Raw genomic sequence first — 15347 nt, 5'->3', positions numbered from 1 at the left:
GGACGGGTGCCCGGCCGTTCAGGGTTGTTCGGAGTTATTCGGGGGTTGATTCGGGGTCGCCACGCAGCTGGCGACGGGCCTGCTGGTACAGCGCCTCCTGCTCGGCGAAATCGAGCGCGGACAACGACTGGCCCCGGCCTTCGGCCAGGGCCTCCATGCGCCGATAGCGCGCCTCGAACTTGCGGGTACTCCCGCGCAGGGCGCCCTCCGGATCCACGCCCAGGTGGCGCGCCCAGTTGGACACGGCGAACAGCACGTCGCCGACCTCTTCGGCCACCGCGTCCGGATCGGCGCCGACGGCCACGGCCTCGTTCACCTCGGCCATTTCCTCATGGATCTTGTCGACCACAGGCCCGGCGTCGTCCCAGTCGAAGCCGTCACGCGCGGCCCGCCGCTGGGTCTTGACCGCGCGGGCCAGCGCCGGCAGCGCCAGCGGGATGTCGTCCATCGCGCTGGCATGGCCCCGCTGCTCGCGGGAGGCGGCCTTGTCGGCCTCCCAGGCTGCCTCGCGTTCGGCATCGTCACCGAAGGCGTGGCCGGCAAACACGTGCGGATGGCGCCGCACCAGCTTGTCGGCGATCCCGCGCGCGACGTCATCCAGATCGAAGCGCCCGGCTTCCTCGGCGATGCGCGCCTGGAAGACCACCTGAAACAGCAGGTCCCCGAGTTCTTCCCGCAGCTCGGCGGTGGAGGCCGCGTCACAGGCGTCACGCGCGACGGCGTCGGCCAGCTCATAGGCCTCTTCGAGGGTATGCGGGACGATACTCGCGGCAGTCTGCGCACGGTCCCAGGCACAGCCGTGCTCGGGGTCGCGCAGTCGCGCCATGATCTCGCGCAGCCGGGTCAGGGGGTTGGATTCCGTCATGTGCGGGCAGTGTACGGACCGCGGTCGGCCCGCGCCAACGCCCCGATCCCGTGACGGAAAAGCCGGCCCGGCGTGCCTGCACGCGCCGGGCTCCGACCGGGCTCCGGCCGGGGGTCGGTGCGGCCCGCTGCGACCCCGGCGGTGGCCTACTGCGGGTCGGCCGGGTTCAGGCGCGGATGGGTCTCCTCGCCCCACCACCAGACGGCTGCACCGGACAAGAACATGGCGATGGCCACGAACCAGAAACCCCAGTCCACCGTACCGCCCACATGGGCCACGATACCCAGCCCCAGCGCACCGATCCCGTAACCCAGGTCACGCCAGAAACGGTAGGTGCCGATCGCCGAACCGCGCCAGTTCGGATGCGCGATGTCGGCCACCGCGGCACTCAGGTTGGGATACAGCAACGCCATGCCGAAGCCGGTCACGGCCGCAGCGAACGACCACCAAAACACGCCCTGGCCGAGCAGGGTCAGGGCCACCCCGGCACCGCAGATCCACATGCCCCAGACGATCGGCTTCATGCGGCCAATGTGGTCAGACAGCCGTCCGGTGGCGAACTGGGAACCACCCCAGACGAAACCGTAGATCCCGACCACCCAGCCAATGGCCGCAAGGCTGAGCCCCTGCTGATAGAGGAACACCGGGTAGAACACCCACACCAGGGCATCCACGAACTTCTCCACCAGGCCGGCCTGGGAAAACGCGGCCATGCGGCGATCGCGCCAGGACATCAGGGTGAACACCTGCCAGGTCGTGGGTGAATCCGCGATGTTCTGCGGATAGCGCGCCACCGGCCCGTCGTTGCGGCCGGCCGCGTGGCGAGCCCCTTCGGCCTTCGCCCAATCCAGGGTCTCGCGCACCAGCAGCACGGTCATGAGGATCGCCAGCGCGATCACCACCAGACCGAAGATCAGCAGACCGACACGCGGACCGAACGCCGCCGCCATGTAGCCGGTAACAATCCCGGCGACCGCCACCCCGACATAGCCGGAGAACTCGTTCATCCCCATGGTGAAGCCGCGCTCGTCGGCCCGGGTGATGTCCATCTTGGCGGTCTGGGTCATCGACCAGGCCAGACCCTGGTTCACGCCCAGCAACACGGTCGCCGCCACGATCCAGCCCCAGGTCGGGGCGTACAGGATCATGAACGGGATCGGGATGGCCGACAGCCAGCCCAGCAGCAGGACATTCTTGCGGCCCATGCGCTCGGACAGCCGGCCGGCGACGAAATTGAGCGCCCCCTTCACGATACCGAAGGCCACCACGAAGGCCGTCAGCAGCATGAACGAGCCCTCGGCGACGCCGAACTCCTCCTCGGCCAGCGCCGGGATCACCGTGCGCATCATCCCGATGGTCAGACCGACGAAGAAAACCTGGATCAGCTGCTGGCTGAACTGCCCGAGGTTTTCGCGGATGCCATGCGTGATGTGATCGTAGGCCTCGGCGGCCTTGTGCTTGTCCATGTTCCGGTTTCCTCTGGAAATGCGTTGTCTCGCGGCCGGGGCCCGGCCGCGTCAGTCCCGCTCGTCGGTCAGCGGCAGGCCCGCGTGGCGCCATTCGGCCACGCCCTCCTCCACGCGTTGCGCAGCGATCCCGTGCTCGCGCAGCAGGGCGACGGCCTCTTTCGCCATCAGGCAGTAGGGGCCGCGGCAGTAAGCGACCACCGGGCGGTCGGCCGGCAGTTCCTGCAGGCGCTGATTCAGCTCTTGCAGCGGGATGGAGCGCGCGCAGGGGAGATGCCCGGCGGCGTACTCGACCCCGGGGCGCACGTCCAGCACCACCACGTCGCCGCGCCGGGCCTGTTCCAGCAGTTCCGGACCGGCGACCGGGGCCAGCTCGTCGGCGCACTCGGTCAGCTCGCGGGTGGCCGCCTGCAGCTCCAGAAGGCGCTCCTCGGCCAGCGAACGCAGCACCACCCAGAAGTCCGCGACGTGGCGGCCAGCGAGACGATAGTGGACATGACGCCCGGCGCGACGAGCCTCCACCAGACGGGCCTCGCGCAGGGCCTTGAGGTGGGCACTGGCCAGTTTGACGCTGATGTCGGTGTCCGCCGCCAACTGCTCGACGGTCTTCTCGCCCTGCACCAGCACCTCGATCAGCTCCAGGCGCCTGGGGCTGGCCGCGGCGCGCGTAATCCGCGCCACCTGCTCGTACAGCACATCCTTCAGTTCGCGCTCGTCCATCCCGGTGTAACTATCATTCCAATATTCTTTGGAATGAACGATACCGAGACCGGCCCGGCGACACAACCCCGGTTTCCACAGGCCCTTCGGCCCTTGTGCCTTTGTTGCGTGCCACCTATTTCTGAGTAAATTGGTCAACAATTCATTCAGCACATTCTGATTCGCTGAATGAAGCCACAATGCCCCCGGGCATCTTCCTCAAACCAAGGAGGACGTTATGAGCAACCTGATCCAGAACTTTCCGCCGGACGGCGTGGTGACCATCAACCGGGTCATCCTCAAGCCGGAATACAGCATCGACGACCTGCAGGAACGCGTGGCCGTACTGTGCGAGAACGTGAAGACCTACCACTCGGACAGCGGCTTTGTCGGCGGCTTCGTGGCCCTGAACTCGGGCTCGGTGTCCAACGAGGGTTCCACCATCGGCCAGGCCGTGGAGAGCCCGATGAAGGACAAGGAAGCGCTGATCATCACCTTCTGGCGCAGCTTCGAGGAGCACGAGGAGTCGCACCGCAGCGAGACCTTCCAGCCGCTGTTCCAGGAGGTCCTGGACCTGTGCGAGAACGGCAACGAGGAGATCGCCTACGAGATGTTGTGGTCCGGCGCGGCCTACGATCCCGAAGAGGCGAAGGCCGCGCGCGAGGCCAAGGAGACCCACGCAGCCTGATTCGGGCATCTCTCCGGACACCCCTTCGTACGAGAAGCGTGAACTTGCCGGGGCCTTCGGGCCCCGGCTTTTTTGTGCGCGAGCGGTTCTGCGCGAGCGGCTCCGGCGGGGATCACCGAGTCCGACGGGCGTCCTGCGGGGAGCGGGAAGTCAGTCGTGGTCGCGTTTTTCGGTGGAGCCGGACGAGGCCTCGGAATCCTCCGAGGCAAGGGTATGGGTCTCGGGATCGTAGCGATTCTTCAGTTCGTCCTTGAGGGTGCCTTCCCACAGCGGGATGCCGACGAAATACCCGGCGCGACCGATCAGGTGCGCGGCCACCGGCGCGGTGAGGATGATGAACACCACGATCGCCAGCGCCCGCGCGGTTACCGCACCATCATCGAAAAACACGGCGACGGCTACCACCATGGTCCCGCCCCCCAGAGCACCCGCCTTGGTCGTCGCGTGCATGCGCGTCAGCAGGTCCGGCATGCGCAGGGCGCCCAGGGCAGCCAGCAGCATCAGCAACGAACCCAGCAGCAACAGGAACGCGGTGAGCAGTTCAATCATCACTACGCTCCCCTCCCTTTTCCAGATAACGCGCGAAGCCCACCGCGGCGAGGAACGCGGTGAGTGCCAGGACCACGGCCACGTCGAGGAAGTTGGCCATGCGCGTGGCCACCGCATGGGTCGCGATGAACCCGACCGTCAACGATGCGATCAGCTCCAGCGCCACCACCCGGTCGGGCAGGCTCGGTCCCTTGATCAGACGGATGAAGATGATCACCAGCGCCAGGCTGAGGATCACGAAGGTCGCGGTCACGGCCCAGTCGAGAATCGGCATCAGTCGATCAGCTCCATCACGCGGCTTTCCAGGTCCTGCAGTTCGCGCCTCAGCTTGTCCTCGTCCTGCAGATACATCGCATGAATGTACAGCACCTTGCGATCGGTGGAGACATCCAGGCTGAGGGTGCCCGGTGTCACCGAGATCAGGTTGGCCAGCACGGTGATCTGGGCATCGGTATGGGCGCGCAGCGGGAATGCGATCACGCCGGGCTTCATCAAATGGGTGGGCGTGAGCACGTCCCAGGCCACTACCAGGTTGGCCTTGACCAGATCATAGATGAAGAAGCCGATAAACGAGATCACTTTCGGCACCTTCCAGAAGAAGCTGCTGTGATCCGCCTTGCGGTTGAACGCGACCCACAGCGCCAGATAGCTGAAAACCAGCCCGGCAAGCAGGCTGTTGGCCGTGAAGCTGCCGGTCAGCATCATCCAGGCCACCGCCAGCAGCAGGTTGAGTGCGAGCAGGTTCATCGCGCGTCGGCCCCCAGAATCGCCTCGACATAGGCATCCACATCCAGCATCTGCTCACCCGCTGCGATCGACAGCTGCAGGAACGGCTCGGCCGCCACGCCCATCAGCACCGCCAGCGCCGCCAGCGCCGCCACCGGACCGTACAGCAGCCACAGGCCGCCGCGGCCGGGCCAGGCGGCCCCGTTGGCGGGGGCCTCCTCGCCACGTGGATCGGCCTTCCAGAACGCCTCGGCCCAGATCTTCACCATCGAGTAGAACGTCAGCAGGCCGGTCAGCAGGGCGATGCCCACGATCCAGTAGGCTTCGATCTCCAGACCGGCGCGCACCAGCATCAGCTTGACCAGGAAGCCGGACAGTGGCGGCAGGCCGGCCAGCGACAGGGCCGAAATCAGGAACAGCACCGACAGCCCGGGGTGGGTACGGTACAGGCCACCCAGGTCCTTCAGCTCGTGCGTCCCGCGGGCGAAATAGGAGATCCCGCTGATCAGGAACAGGTTGGTCTTGACCACGCTGTGATGGATGATGAACAACAGCGATCCGGCGAGCGCCAGCGGCGTATGCAGCGCCAGCCCCATGATGATGTAGCCGATCTGGCTGACACTGTGGAAGGCCAGGATGCGGCGGAACTCGAACTGCGCCGCCGCGCCCAGCACGCCTACCAGCATGGTGAAGCCGGAACCCCAGAGCAGGATGGTCTGGGTGACCTCCGGGGCCTCGGTGAACATCAGGGTGAAGAAGCGGATCAGCGCATACACCCCGACCTTGGTCAGCAGTGCGGCGAAGATCGCGGAGATCGCCACCGGCGGGGTGTGGTAGGAGGCCGGCAGCCAGAAGAACAGCGGGAAGGCTGCGGCCTTGATGGCGAAGGCGACCATGAACAGTACGCCGACCACGGTTACCAGCCCGGTATTCTCGGCCTCGCCCATCTTCGCGGCAAGATCCGCCATGTTCAGGGTACCGAACATGCCGTAGGTCAGGCCTACCGCCGCCAGCAGAATCAGCGAGGAGATGAGATTGAGGGTGACGTACTTGATCGCCCCCTCCATCTGTGCGCGTTCCCCGCCCAGGATCAGCAGGGCGAAGGACGCGACCAGCAGGACCTCGATCCACACATACAGGTTGAAGATGTCCCCGGTCAGGAAGGCCCCTGCCACCCCGGCCAGCAGCAGCTGCAGCAGCGGGTGGTAGCCGAAGCGCTCGTGATCCGGCGTCATCGACACCAGCGAGTACAGGGCCACGATCAGCCCCATCACCCCGGTGAGCAGGACCATGGTCGCGCTCAGCAGATCGGCCGCCAGCACGATGCCGAACGGCGCCTGCCAGCTCCCCATGTGCATGGCCAGGACGCCATCATTCCACACCGCGACCAGCAGCCAGATACCGGACGCGGTCAGCGCCGCGCTGCCCAGCACGCCCACCGCGCGCTGGACCCCGCGCCATTGCCAGACGGCAAGCGCGAGGGCCCCGAAAAACAGGGGGATGATGACCGGAAGGGCGACCTCGATCCTCACGTGTCCGTATCCTTCATTTCGTCCAGGTCATCTGCACCCACGACCTCATAGGCGCGATGGATCAGCACCACCGCAAAGGCGAGCACACCGAAGCTGATGACGATCGCGGTGAGGATCAGGGCCTGCGGCAACGGGTCGGCCACCGGCCCTTCGGGCGTGAGCATGCCTTCGGGGATCAGCGGCGGCGCACCCCGGGTCAGCCCCGAGGTGGCAAAGATCAGCAGGTTGGCGGCGTTGGACAGCAGGATCAGGCCGATCACCAGCTTGACCAGGCTGCGCCGCAACATCAGGTAGGTGGCCGTGGCAAACAGCACGCCCACCAGGATCGCGAGCAGGGGTTCCGCAGTCATTCTTCCGCCTCCGCCAGGGCCAGGACGATGGTCAGCACGGTGCCGATCACCACGAGGTACACGCCGATGTCGAACACCAGCGGGGTGGAGAGCTTGAGCTCGCCGAACAGCGGGACCTCCACGTCCCACCACAGCGAGGTCAGATAGGCACGCCCCTGCAACAGCGCGGGCACTCCCGACACGGTCGCCAGCAGCAGACCGATGCCCAGCATGTTGCGCGGGTCGATGCGCAGGATGGCGCGCGCCTTGTAGACATCGAAGGCGAACATGTACAGCGCGAACGCCATCGCCGCCACCAGACCGGCGATGAACCCGCCGCCCGGCTCGTCATGGCCACGCAGCAGCAGGAACACCGAGAACAGCAGCAGCAGTGGCAGCAGCAGCCGCGTCCCCGTCTGCAGGATGAGCGAGCCGGCCATCATGACTTGCGGTCCTCCGCGCGGAACTTGATCATCGCGTACACGCCCACCGCCGCCAGCGCGAGCACGAACAGCTCGCCCAGGGTATCCAGGGCGCGGAAGTCGACCAGGATCACGTTGACGATGTTGCGCCCGTAGGCCGACGGCTCGGACTCGGCGATGTGGTATTCGGAGATCGCCGGGAAGTACTGCACGCCCAGGGTGGCCATCAGGACCGCGGTCATGGTCACGCCCACCACCAGCGAGGCGATCACGTCACGCACCCGCGTCAGCGGATTGGAGAACTTCAGGAACCCGGGCAGGCGGAACAGCACGAGCACCAGCAGGATCACGGTCAGGGTCTCCACCAGGACCTGGGTGATGCCCAGGTCCGGCGCGCTGAAGAACACGTAGATCAGCGACACACCGAAACCGATGATGCCCAGCGAGGCCACCGCCGCCAGACGCGAGTTGGTGGTCGCCACGAACAGCGCCGCCAGCGCCACCAGCGCGGCGATCACCCACTCGTGGACCAGGATGTCGGCGAAACTGACCGTGATCTCAAGCCCGCCCAGGGTGGCGAAGGTCGCCAGCACCAGGGCCACGGTGGTCAGCATGGTCACCATCACGTAGGTGCGCAGGTAGCCGTTCTGCAGAACGCGGGTCTGGAACGCCGAGAACCACACCAGCCCGTCCATGAAACGATCGTAGCCGCGCTCCGGCGCAACCCGGAACGCCGGCGCCATGACCCGGCCGATCCCGGCGCGCACCGAATCCCAGAAGCGATAGATGACCAGACCCGCGGCGAGACTCAGCAGGGACAGGCCCAGCGGCAGGTTGATGCCGTGCCACAGCTTGAGCTGCATCTCCGGATCGGCGCCGTGGATGGAGGTGGCCGTGGCCACCACCAGCGGCTGCGCCAGGGCCGGGAAGATGCCGAAGATCAGGCCCAGGGTGGCCAGCACCGCCGGACCGGCGAGCATCGCACCGGGCGATTCATGCGGCGTGCGCGCGTACTCCGGGCGTGCGCCGAAGAACGGCCGCAGGCCGACGATGGCGGCCACGGCCACCACCAGGATCGCCGAAGCCACCGCCAGCAGCGGCAGGACCACGCCCAGCGCGTCCGGCGCACCCAGCGCCGCCTCGAGCATCAGCTCCTTGCCGACGAAACCGAACAGCGGCGGCAGCCCGGCCAGCGACAGCGCGGCAATCACCGAGAAGGCGGCGGTCAGTGGCATCGCGCGGCGCAGCCCGCCCATGTTCGGGACTTCCTTCTCGCCGGTGCCGTGGTCGATGGAACCGGCGAGCATGAACAGCGCGCCCTTGTACAGCGAGTGCGCCAGAAGGAAAGTCGCGCCGGCCATTGCGGCGTAGGGCGAATCGATGCCGATCAGCATCGTCAGCGTGCCCAGCGCCATCACCGTGGAGTAGGCCAGCAGCTTCTTGATCTCGGTGCTCTGGATGGCCATCCAGGCGCCGGTGAACATGGTCACCGCGCCAAACAGGCCGAGTGTCCAGGTCCACAGTTCGGTGCCGCCCAGCTCCGGATTCAGGCGGGCCATCAGGTACACGCCCGCCTTCACCATGGTGGCGGAATGCAGGTAGGCCGACACCGGCGTGGGCGCGGCCATCGCATTCGGCAGCCAGAAATGGAACGGGAACTGCGCCGACTTGGTGAAGGTACCCAGCAGGATCAGGATCACCAGCGGCAGATACAGCGCATGCTCGTGCAGCGAATCTTCGCCGGCGAGGATCTCCGAAAGCTCCCAGGAGCCCGCCGCCATGCCCAGCAGCACCAATCCGGCCAGCAGGGCCAGGCCACCGCCGACGGTCACGATCAGGCCCTGCAGGGCGGCCTTGCGCGCCTTCAGCTGCTCGTGATTGAAGCCGATCAGCAGGTAGGAGGTGATGCTGGTCAGCTCCCAGAAGATGAACATCAGGATGATGTTGTCCGCCAGGACCAGCCCCAGCATGGAGCCCATGAACGACAGGATCAGGACATAGAAACGTCCGAGATCCCGGTGGCCTTCCAGATAGCGTCCGGCATAACTGACCACGAAAACGCCAATGCCCGCGATCAGCAGGGCGAACATCAGCGACAGGCCATCGATCAGGAAGGAGAACTGGACGTCCAGCCCGGGCATCCACTGCCAGGCCAGACGCACGGTTTCGCCGGCCGCCACAGTCGGGACGAAACTCGCGAAATAAACGAACAGGGCCGCCGGCAGCAGGGCCAGAACCCAGCCGCTGTGGCGCCCGGTCGCCCGATGCACCACGGGCGCCAGCGCCGCCACCACGAAGATTGAAAGAATCGCGAACAGCATCCAGACGGGGGTCCTGAAAGGGGATCGGGGAGCGCCCGCCGGGCGCCCGTCACGGAAGCGGGAAGGCTACCGGGTCAGCCCCGACAGCGCAACAGACCCCACCCCCGGCCGGAGGGTCAGTTCAGCCAGTCACTGCGCCGACGGCGGGTCGGCAGGCGTGTGAGGATGATCCCCAGGATCGCGCTGCCCACGGCGACTGCAGCCCCGGTCATGAACCAGCGCCGGTCGCTGTCGGCGCGCATCACTTCGACCTGACGCCGGTAGTCCTCGGCGGCTTCGCGGGTCTCCAGGAGCTCCTCTTCCAGGCGCTCGTTGCGCCGCTGGATTTCCTGCGGCCGTTCGGCAATGTCGCGCAGCTCCTCGAGCTCTTCCTGCATGCCGGCCATGCGTTCGGACTGCTCTTCGACTTCGCGCTGCAGTGCATTGCGCTCGTCCAGCAGTTCGGCGATGCGGCCTTCCTGGTCGTCGGCGCCGGAACGGATCTCGGCCAGTTCCTCTTCCACCTCCGCGAGGCGTTCGCGCGCATGCGGCTCGTCCTGCAGGTAGCGGGTCAGGATCCATGCCTCGTTGCCACTGGGCAGACGGATACGGCTGTAGCCGCCGTCGTCCTCCAGCACCTGCACCTGGTCACCGGCATCCACCGAACTGACGATCCGCCCGCCCTGCGGACTGCTGTAAACGGCCGTCTCCAGACTGTCCGAGACGTATCGCGTCTGCGCCGCAGCCGGCGCAGTGCCTGCGACCATCAGGGCCCCCGCCAGCGACAGCACCACCAGCCCGTTTCGGATCTGCAACCTGCGCACCATGCCTTGCCTCGTCATTGGCCGCGCCCGAGCGGGGCGCGGCGATGTTTCGGAAGAGGGATCATTCTAGGCAGGCGTTGGCGAATGTGCACGCATCCCTCCGGCTTCCGGTGACACGGTTCACGCCCCGTTGCGGCGCGCGGCCAGCCAGCGCCGGATGGCGGCCGGCACGAAGATGATCAGCTCGAAGGTCGCCGGCAGCAGACGCCGCAGTTGACAGGCCCCTACCGCCGCCAGGTACAGGATGCCCGCGAGCACGCCGAGCCCGGCACTCAGCACACCCCCGGCGAGGATGCGGGTCGCCTGCAGAAAGCCCACCACCCACACCGGCACCAGCGCCAGCAGCAGCGGAATCAGCAGCCCCAGCGCCGCCCCCACCAGCTGTTCGGCATGACGGATGCCGGGCGGGAGGCCGCGCTCCTCGCCTTCCAGCAGCAGGGACACCAGTTCGTGCTGGTACACCAGCCAGTCGAGATGAAAACCGGTGAGTGCTGACACGCCGGCCACCAGGATCAGTACCGCGATGGACAGCGCAGCCAACGCCCGGGGCGCCCATCCTCCGCCCTCCATCAGGGCCTGCGGCAGGACGCGAGTCACGCCCCGGGTCTCGGCCAGGATCCACCCCGCCAGCACCGCGATGCCCAGCAGCAAATACAGCATCCATTCGGATCCCGGTGCCAGGAGCATCCCGGTATCCGAAGGCTCGGGGAACATGCCGGCCAGCGCCGGGCCGAACACATGCTGGTGGATCACCACAGCCAGCGCGGCCAGGGCCAGCCCGGCCGCCCCCATCAACCACTGGGTCGCCGCCTGGGCATGGGCCGGGAGGGCGCGCCGGACCGGACGGTCGACCTCTTCACAACGGCCCAGCGCCCGGTCCAGGCGTTCGCCCTGGCGCTCCAGCCGGGCCAGGCGTTCCTGCACCCGCTCCAGACTGCCGACCATCTCGCGCAAAGGACTGTCCGCGCGCCGCCGGGCCGCCAGCAGCGCGCTGGCCGAACGCCGCTGCTCCTCCAGCCCGGAGCGGGCGATACGCAGTATGGTGTCCTCCATGTCCTGCACCAGGCGCCGGCTTTCCGGCGTATCACTGGCAGGACCGCGCGCCAGGGCCTCCAGCCGTTCGACCCATTCGGGCTCCTGGATCAGCCGCTGCTCGTCGCGCTGATAGGCCTCGTCCAGCACGCGCAGCGTGTCGCGCGCCTGCTGCCGCAATGCCGGCAACTGGGCGAGGTCATGCCCGACCATCTCGGCATAACGACGCTCCAGCGCCTCTACCGCGGAATGGATGCGTTCGGCCTCCAGGCGCTCCAGATGCCCCCCATGCCAGTCGCGCACCGCATCCCGCAGATGCAGGACCTGGCGTCGCAGGGCGCACACACCCCGTGCGACCGCACCCGCCAGCGCCACGAGAAAACGCCGTAGCGGTTGGCGCGCAAGATCCAGCACGCCGATGGCGATCACGATCGCCAGGATCCACAGCAGGACGGTAACCGCCACTCTTCCCCCTTTCGGTCCGCACCCGAAGCGACCGGAAGGCCGGCGTCCCCGGGAACGGTTTCGCGGTCTGTATGATGATCACGATTATGCACGACCCGTACCCGGCTCGCCGCCCGCACCACCGACGCAGGGCGATCGTCCCGGCCTCAAGTTCCGCGGGGCCGCGCCGATACCCCGATTAAATCTTCGGAGGATCCGCGATGCTTGATCTCGATCTCCTGTCCGGCCCGTCGGTGACCACCCGCGAGGAACCGGAATGGCTGGACACCGGCTTCACCGCGGGCTGGATTCCGGCCTTTCGTCACCGGGGCAACGGCCAGGTCCATGCCAGCCATCTGGAGGACGGGCGCCTGGCCAGCGCCCACATCCTGGACACCCTGCCCGCCGAGTGGGTGGCCGAACGCGACGCCCGGGGGCGCCCCGGCGCCCTGGTCCCGGAAGTCCAGGCCGGCTATCTGCGCGGGGACCGTTTCTTTACCCTTGCGGAGTTGCTGCGCTACCCGGCCGACGCCTGAACCGGCCTTTTCCCGCCGCCGTGCAACGCGGCGGGAATTGCTTTTGCCCGCCGGTTTCGGTCCAATACCGGGCTTTTCCCCCGAGCATCTTTCAATGCAGAAGAATCAGTACGATCGCGACGAACTCCTGGCCTGCGGCTACGGCAACATGTTCGGCCCGGGCAATGCTCAGCTGCCGGTGCCCAACATGCTGATGATGGACCGGGTCACGGAGATCAACAGCGACGGCGGGCAGTTCGGCAAGGGCGAGATGGTGGCCGAGCTGGATATCCACCCCGATCAGTGGTTCTTCGCCTGCCACTTCCCGGGCGATCCGGTGATGCCCGGCTGCCTCGGGCTGGACGCGATGTGGCAGCTGGTGGGCTTCTATCTGGCATGGCTGGGCAATCCGGGGCGCGGACGCGCGCTGGGCGTGGGCGAGGTGAAGTTCACCGGCCAGGTGCTCCCCACCGCGGAGCGGGTCACCTACCATGTGGAAATGAAGCGGGTGATCTCGCGCAAGCTGGTGCTGGGAATCGGCGACGGCACGGTGCAGGTGGACGGCCGCACGATCTACGAGGCCAGTGACCTGCGCGTCGGCCTGTTCACCTCCACCGAGAATTTCTGAGCGGCGTCACCCGGCAGCCGCGCCCGAGCCCCGTCCCGGGGCCGGGGGCAGCCCCAGAACGTCCCGATGCCCGACGCGCAGGCGGCAGCCATCGCCGATCACTGCATCCCGGCGCCGCCCGGCCCAGGCCCGAAAGTCCCCGCCCCGCGCGGGCTCCATGGCAGCCGCCGCTTCGGCCCAGCCGTCGATCAGGGCCCGCACCAGCGCCGGCCTGGCCGCATCCAGCTCCCACGGTGAGGCGGCCGCCTCCACGCGATAACCATGACGCTCCAGCGCTCGCTCCAGGTGCATGGCCGCCCCCGGCCCCAGCGCCGGCCCGAAACCCTTGTCGGTGCCCTGGTGGCGATTGACCGCCGCCAGCAGGGCCGCATCCTCCGGGTCCGGCTGCGACCATTCGATCCGGCCGTCGTAGCTCAGCGCGAACAGTACCGCGGCCCCGCGCGCAGCACAGGCAGCGACCAGTGCATCCAGCCACCGGGCCGAGACCAGATCCAGCAGCGCCGCGCCGGTCACCAGCAACGGGTCGGGCGCCGCGCCCGGCAAGGCCGGAGGCGCGGCAGCGAAGTCCTCCACCCGCAGGTGTTCCACGCGTTCACCGCCGGCGTCGCGGCGCGCCGTGTCCAGCAGGGAGGCATCATGATCCACCAGGGTCCAGAGCTGCGGGTCCGGAAGCCGGGGAGCCAGCCAGCGCAGATTCGAACCGGTGCCGGCACCCGGATCCAGCACCCGCAACGGTGCCTCGTGCGCTCCCCGAACTCGCACCACCCACTCCGCGAGCGCGTCGGCCAGGGACGCCGGGCGCGCCGCATGATCCACGGGCTCGCGCAGGCCCAGCCACTCGCGATCGAAGTGCTCGCTCATGGCGTCAACTCGCGCAACGCCCGATCCATCGCGATGACCGCCTGTGGCCAGTCGGGCATCTGCCGCGCGGCCCGCCGGCCGGCGGCCCCGGTGGCGCGCCAGGCTTCCGGGCGATCGAGATAATCCGCCAGCGTGGCGCGCAACGCCGGGACGTCGCCCGGCGGCAGGCGCGCGCCGGCGGCCGCGGGCACGGTGTACGGGATCGCACCGCCGGTGGTGGCGATCACCGGCAGGCCACGTGCCATGGCCTCGGTGTACACCATGCCGAAACCCTCGTATGCGCTGGGCAGGACGAACAGCGACGCGCCGTCGAACCAGGCGTCCAGGCCGGCCTCGTCGCAGGTTCCGGTGACGGTGACCCGGTCCCGCAGACCGTGATCCTCGATCTGCTGGCGCAGGCGACGCACGAATCCCGGGTCGCGATCCGCCGGCCCGGCCAGTACCAGATGCCAGGCGCGATCCGTCAGTCCGGCCAGCGCGGCGATCAGGTGGTGCTGCCCCTTGCGCGGGATCAGGGCCCCCACCGCCAGCAGGCGGGGCGGCTCGCCGGGACCGGGCCCCGATGCCGCCGCCTGACGTTCCACACCGGGCGGGACCACCCGTAGAAGCGGACGCTCGATACCCCAGTCAGCCAGCACGTCGGCGGTATACGCGCTGGTGGTGACGATCCCGCGGCTGCTTCGCAACCCGGCCCGCTCCAGCGCGAGGAGCTCGCGGCTGCGCGCGGGTTCCAGGCCGGTCTCCAGCCCGAGCGGGTGATGCACCAGCGCGAGCAGACGCAGCCGCTGGGCATGGCGCTCGAGCACCTCGGGGAAGGCGCCGCCCGCGAGGCCGTCGACCAGCACCCGCTGGCCGTCGGGGGCCGCCGCCAGGGCCGCATCCAGCGCCGCCGCAGCGTCCGCGGAAGGTCCGGGGAAGTCGCCCTGAAGCTCGTCGACTGCCGTCTTCCAGCCGCGCTCGCGCAGGCCCGCCAGCATGCGCGCATCGAACCGGTAGCCACCGGTGGGCTGATCCAGCGCCCCGGGAACCACCAGGCGCAGATCGGCGGCCTCGCTCAAGGAGCCGCCTCGTAGGCGGCCCAGGCCACGTGGGATTCGTGCAGGGTCACGCAGACCGCGTCCAGGCCCCGTGCGGAAGCGCCGAGACGCTCGTCGTGGATGGCGGTGGCGATGCGTCCGTGAATCGCCCGGGCGAGAAATTCGGTCGTGGTGTTCTGCCCCTCGAACTCGGGTCGGTCGTCCAGGTTCTGGTAGTTCAGTTCGGCCAGGATGCTGCGCAGCACCTCGCCGGCCCGGCCGATGTCGACCACCAGACCATCGTCATCCAGCTCGGCCCGGCGGAAGGTCACGTCCACCACGTAGGTGGCGCCGTGCAGGTTCTGCGCGGGACCGAACACCTCGCCGGCGAAGCTGTGGGCAATCATGAAGTGGTCGCGGACGTTCAGGCTGTACATACAGAAGTCGCTCC

The 15347-nt window shown here is 68.0% G+C and carries 18 protein-coding genes; 3 read left to right on the top strand and 15 right to left on the bottom strand.

Annotation, left to right across the window (positions count from 1 at the left end; translation table 11 throughout):
• Positions 1 to 34: 34 nt before the first annotated feature.
• The 3 genes from mazG to D893_RS01340 form a co-directional block, all read right to left on the bottom strand.
• Positions 35 to 865: a nucleoside triphosphate pyrophosphohydrolase gene (gene mazG, locus D893_RS01350; protein WP_110618975.1), complete on the bottom strand. Its 831-nt coding sequence runs from the start codon at positions 863 to 865 to the stop codon at positions 35 to 37.
• Positions 866 to 1011: 146 nt separating this feature from the next.
• On the bottom strand, positions 1012 to 2331 hold the full coding sequence (locus D893_RS01345) for an MFS transporter (protein ID WP_018947002.1): 1320 nt from the start codon (positions 2329 to 2331) through the stop codon (positions 1012 to 1014).
• A gap of 51 nt (positions 2332 to 2382) precedes the next feature.
• On the bottom strand, positions 2383 to 3051 hold the full coding sequence (locus D893_RS01340) for a metalloregulator ArsR/SmtB family transcription factor (protein ID WP_077243843.1): 669 nt from the start codon (positions 3049 to 3051) through the stop codon (positions 2383 to 2385).
• A 217-nt stretch (positions 3052 to 3268) separates the two neighbouring features.
• Between D893_RS01340 and D893_RS01335 the strand changes: the two genes are divergently transcribed.
• Positions 3269 to 3718 carry a hypothetical protein gene (locus D893_RS01335; RefSeq protein ID WP_018947000.1) on the top strand — a complete coding sequence of 150 codons (450 nt, stop codon included), beginning with the start codon at positions 3269 to 3271 and terminating at the stop codon, positions 3716 to 3718.
• A gap of 150 nt (positions 3719 to 3868) precedes the next feature.
• Here D893_RS01335 and mnhG read toward each other — a convergent pair whose 3' ends face one another.
• From mnhG to D893_RS01290, 9 genes are all read right to left on the bottom strand, one after another.
• Positions 3869 to 4267: a monovalent cation/H(+) antiporter subunit G gene (mnhG, locus tag D893_RS01330; RefSeq protein WP_018946999.1), complete on the bottom strand. Its 399-nt coding sequence runs from the start codon at positions 4265 to 4267 to the stop codon at positions 3869 to 3871.
• Entirely contained in the window at positions 4260 to 4541 is a 282-nt protein-coding gene (locus D893_RS01325; RefSeq protein WP_018946998.1) for a cation:proton antiporter, read from the bottom strand. The genes mnhG and D893_RS01325 overlap by 8 nt, the downstream gene beginning before the upstream one ends.
• Positions 4541 to 5014, bottom strand: coding sequence for a Na+/H+ antiporter subunit E (locus D893_RS01320; protein WP_018946997.1), 474 nt, complete (start codon positions 5012 to 5014; stop codon positions 4541 to 4543). The genes D893_RS01325 and D893_RS01320 overlap by 1 nt, the downstream gene beginning before the upstream one ends.
• Positions 5011 to 6525, bottom strand: coding sequence for a Na+/H+ antiporter subunit D (locus D893_RS01315; RefSeq protein WP_018946996.1), 1515 nt, complete (start codon positions 6523 to 6525; stop codon positions 5011 to 5013). The genes D893_RS01320 and D893_RS01315 overlap by 4 nt, the downstream gene beginning before the upstream one ends.
• Positions 6522 to 6875: a Na+/H+ antiporter subunit C gene (locus D893_RS01310; RefSeq protein WP_018946995.1), complete on the bottom strand. Its 354-nt coding sequence runs from the start codon at positions 6873 to 6875 to the stop codon at positions 6522 to 6524. Before D893_RS01310 ends, D893_RS01315 begins: the two co-directional genes overlap by 4 nt.
• A complete protein-coding gene (locus D893_RS01305) occupies positions 6872 to 7297 on the bottom strand; it encodes a Na+/H+ antiporter subunit B (RefSeq protein ID WP_018946994.1) in 426 nt (141 codons plus the stop codon). Before D893_RS01305 ends, D893_RS01310 begins: the two co-directional genes overlap by 4 nt.
• Positions 7294 to 9597 (bottom strand): putative monovalent cation/H+ antiporter subunit A, encoded by a 2304-nt coding sequence (locus D893_RS01300; protein ID WP_018946993.1) that lies wholly within the window; start codon positions 9595 to 9597, stop codon positions 7294 to 7296. The genes D893_RS01305 and D893_RS01300 overlap by 4 nt, the downstream gene beginning before the upstream one ends.
• A gap of 116 nt (positions 9598 to 9713) precedes the next feature.
• On the bottom strand, positions 9714 to 10403 hold the full coding sequence (locus D893_RS01295; RefSeq protein WP_018946992.1) for a TIGR04211 family SH3 domain-containing protein: 690 nt from the start codon (positions 10401 to 10403) through the stop codon (positions 9714 to 9716).
• 117 nt (positions 10404 to 10520) lie between these two features.
• Complete coding sequence (locus D893_RS01290) at positions 10521 to 11897, bottom strand: hypothetical protein (protein ID WP_110618974.1); 1377 nt, start codon at positions 11895 to 11897, stop codon at positions 10521 to 10523.
• A gap of 200 nt (positions 11898 to 12097) precedes the next feature.
• Between D893_RS01290 and D893_RS01285 the strand changes: the two genes are divergently transcribed.
• Both D893_RS01285 and fabA read left to right on the top strand, forming a co-directional pair.
• Positions 12098 to 12412, top strand: coding sequence for a hypothetical protein (locus D893_RS01285; protein ID WP_018946990.1), 315 nt, complete (start codon positions 12098 to 12100; stop codon positions 12410 to 12412).
• Between the two features lie 94 nt (positions 12413 to 12506).
• Complete coding sequence (fabA, locus tag D893_RS01280) at positions 12507 to 13019, top strand: 3-hydroxyacyl-[acyl-carrier-protein] dehydratase FabA (RefSeq protein ID WP_018870193.1); 513 nt, start codon at positions 12507 to 12509, stop codon at positions 13017 to 13019.
• Between the two features lie 6 nt (positions 13020 to 13025).
• Here the strand turns inward: fabA and D893_RS01275 are convergent, their stop codons facing one another.
• The 3 genes from D893_RS01275 to D893_RS01265 are packed head-to-tail and all read right to left on the bottom strand — an operon-like array spanning position 13026 to position 15333.
• A complete protein-coding gene (locus D893_RS01275) occupies positions 13026 to 13880 on the bottom strand; it encodes a class I SAM-dependent methyltransferase (RefSeq protein ID WP_018946989.1) in 855 nt (284 codons plus the stop codon).
• Positions 13877 to 14938 carry a glycosyltransferase family 4 protein gene (locus D893_RS01270; protein ID WP_110618973.1) on the bottom strand — a complete coding sequence of 354 codons (1062 nt, stop codon included), beginning with the start codon at positions 14936 to 14938 and terminating at the stop codon, positions 13877 to 13879. The genes D893_RS01275 and D893_RS01270 overlap by 4 nt, the downstream gene beginning before the upstream one ends.
• Positions 14935 to 15333, bottom strand: a complete 399-nt coding sequence (locus tag D893_RS01265; RefSeq protein ID WP_110618972.1) for a 6-carboxytetrahydropterin synthase — start codon at positions 15331 to 15333, stop codon at positions 14935 to 14937. The genes D893_RS01270 and D893_RS01265 overlap by 4 nt, the downstream gene beginning before the upstream one ends.
• Positions 15334 to 15347: the final 14 nt, after the last annotated feature.

Origin of the sequence: Thioalkalivibrio sp. ALE21, from assembly GCF_003208255.1 — a bacterium.
GTDB lineage: Bacteria > Pseudomonadota > Gammaproteobacteria > Ectothiorhodospirales > Ectothiorhodospiraceae > Thioalkalivibrio > Thioalkalivibrio halophilus.
Note: the sequence above shows the minus strand (reverse complement) of the source record. Positions and strands in the feature narration are given on the sequence as shown.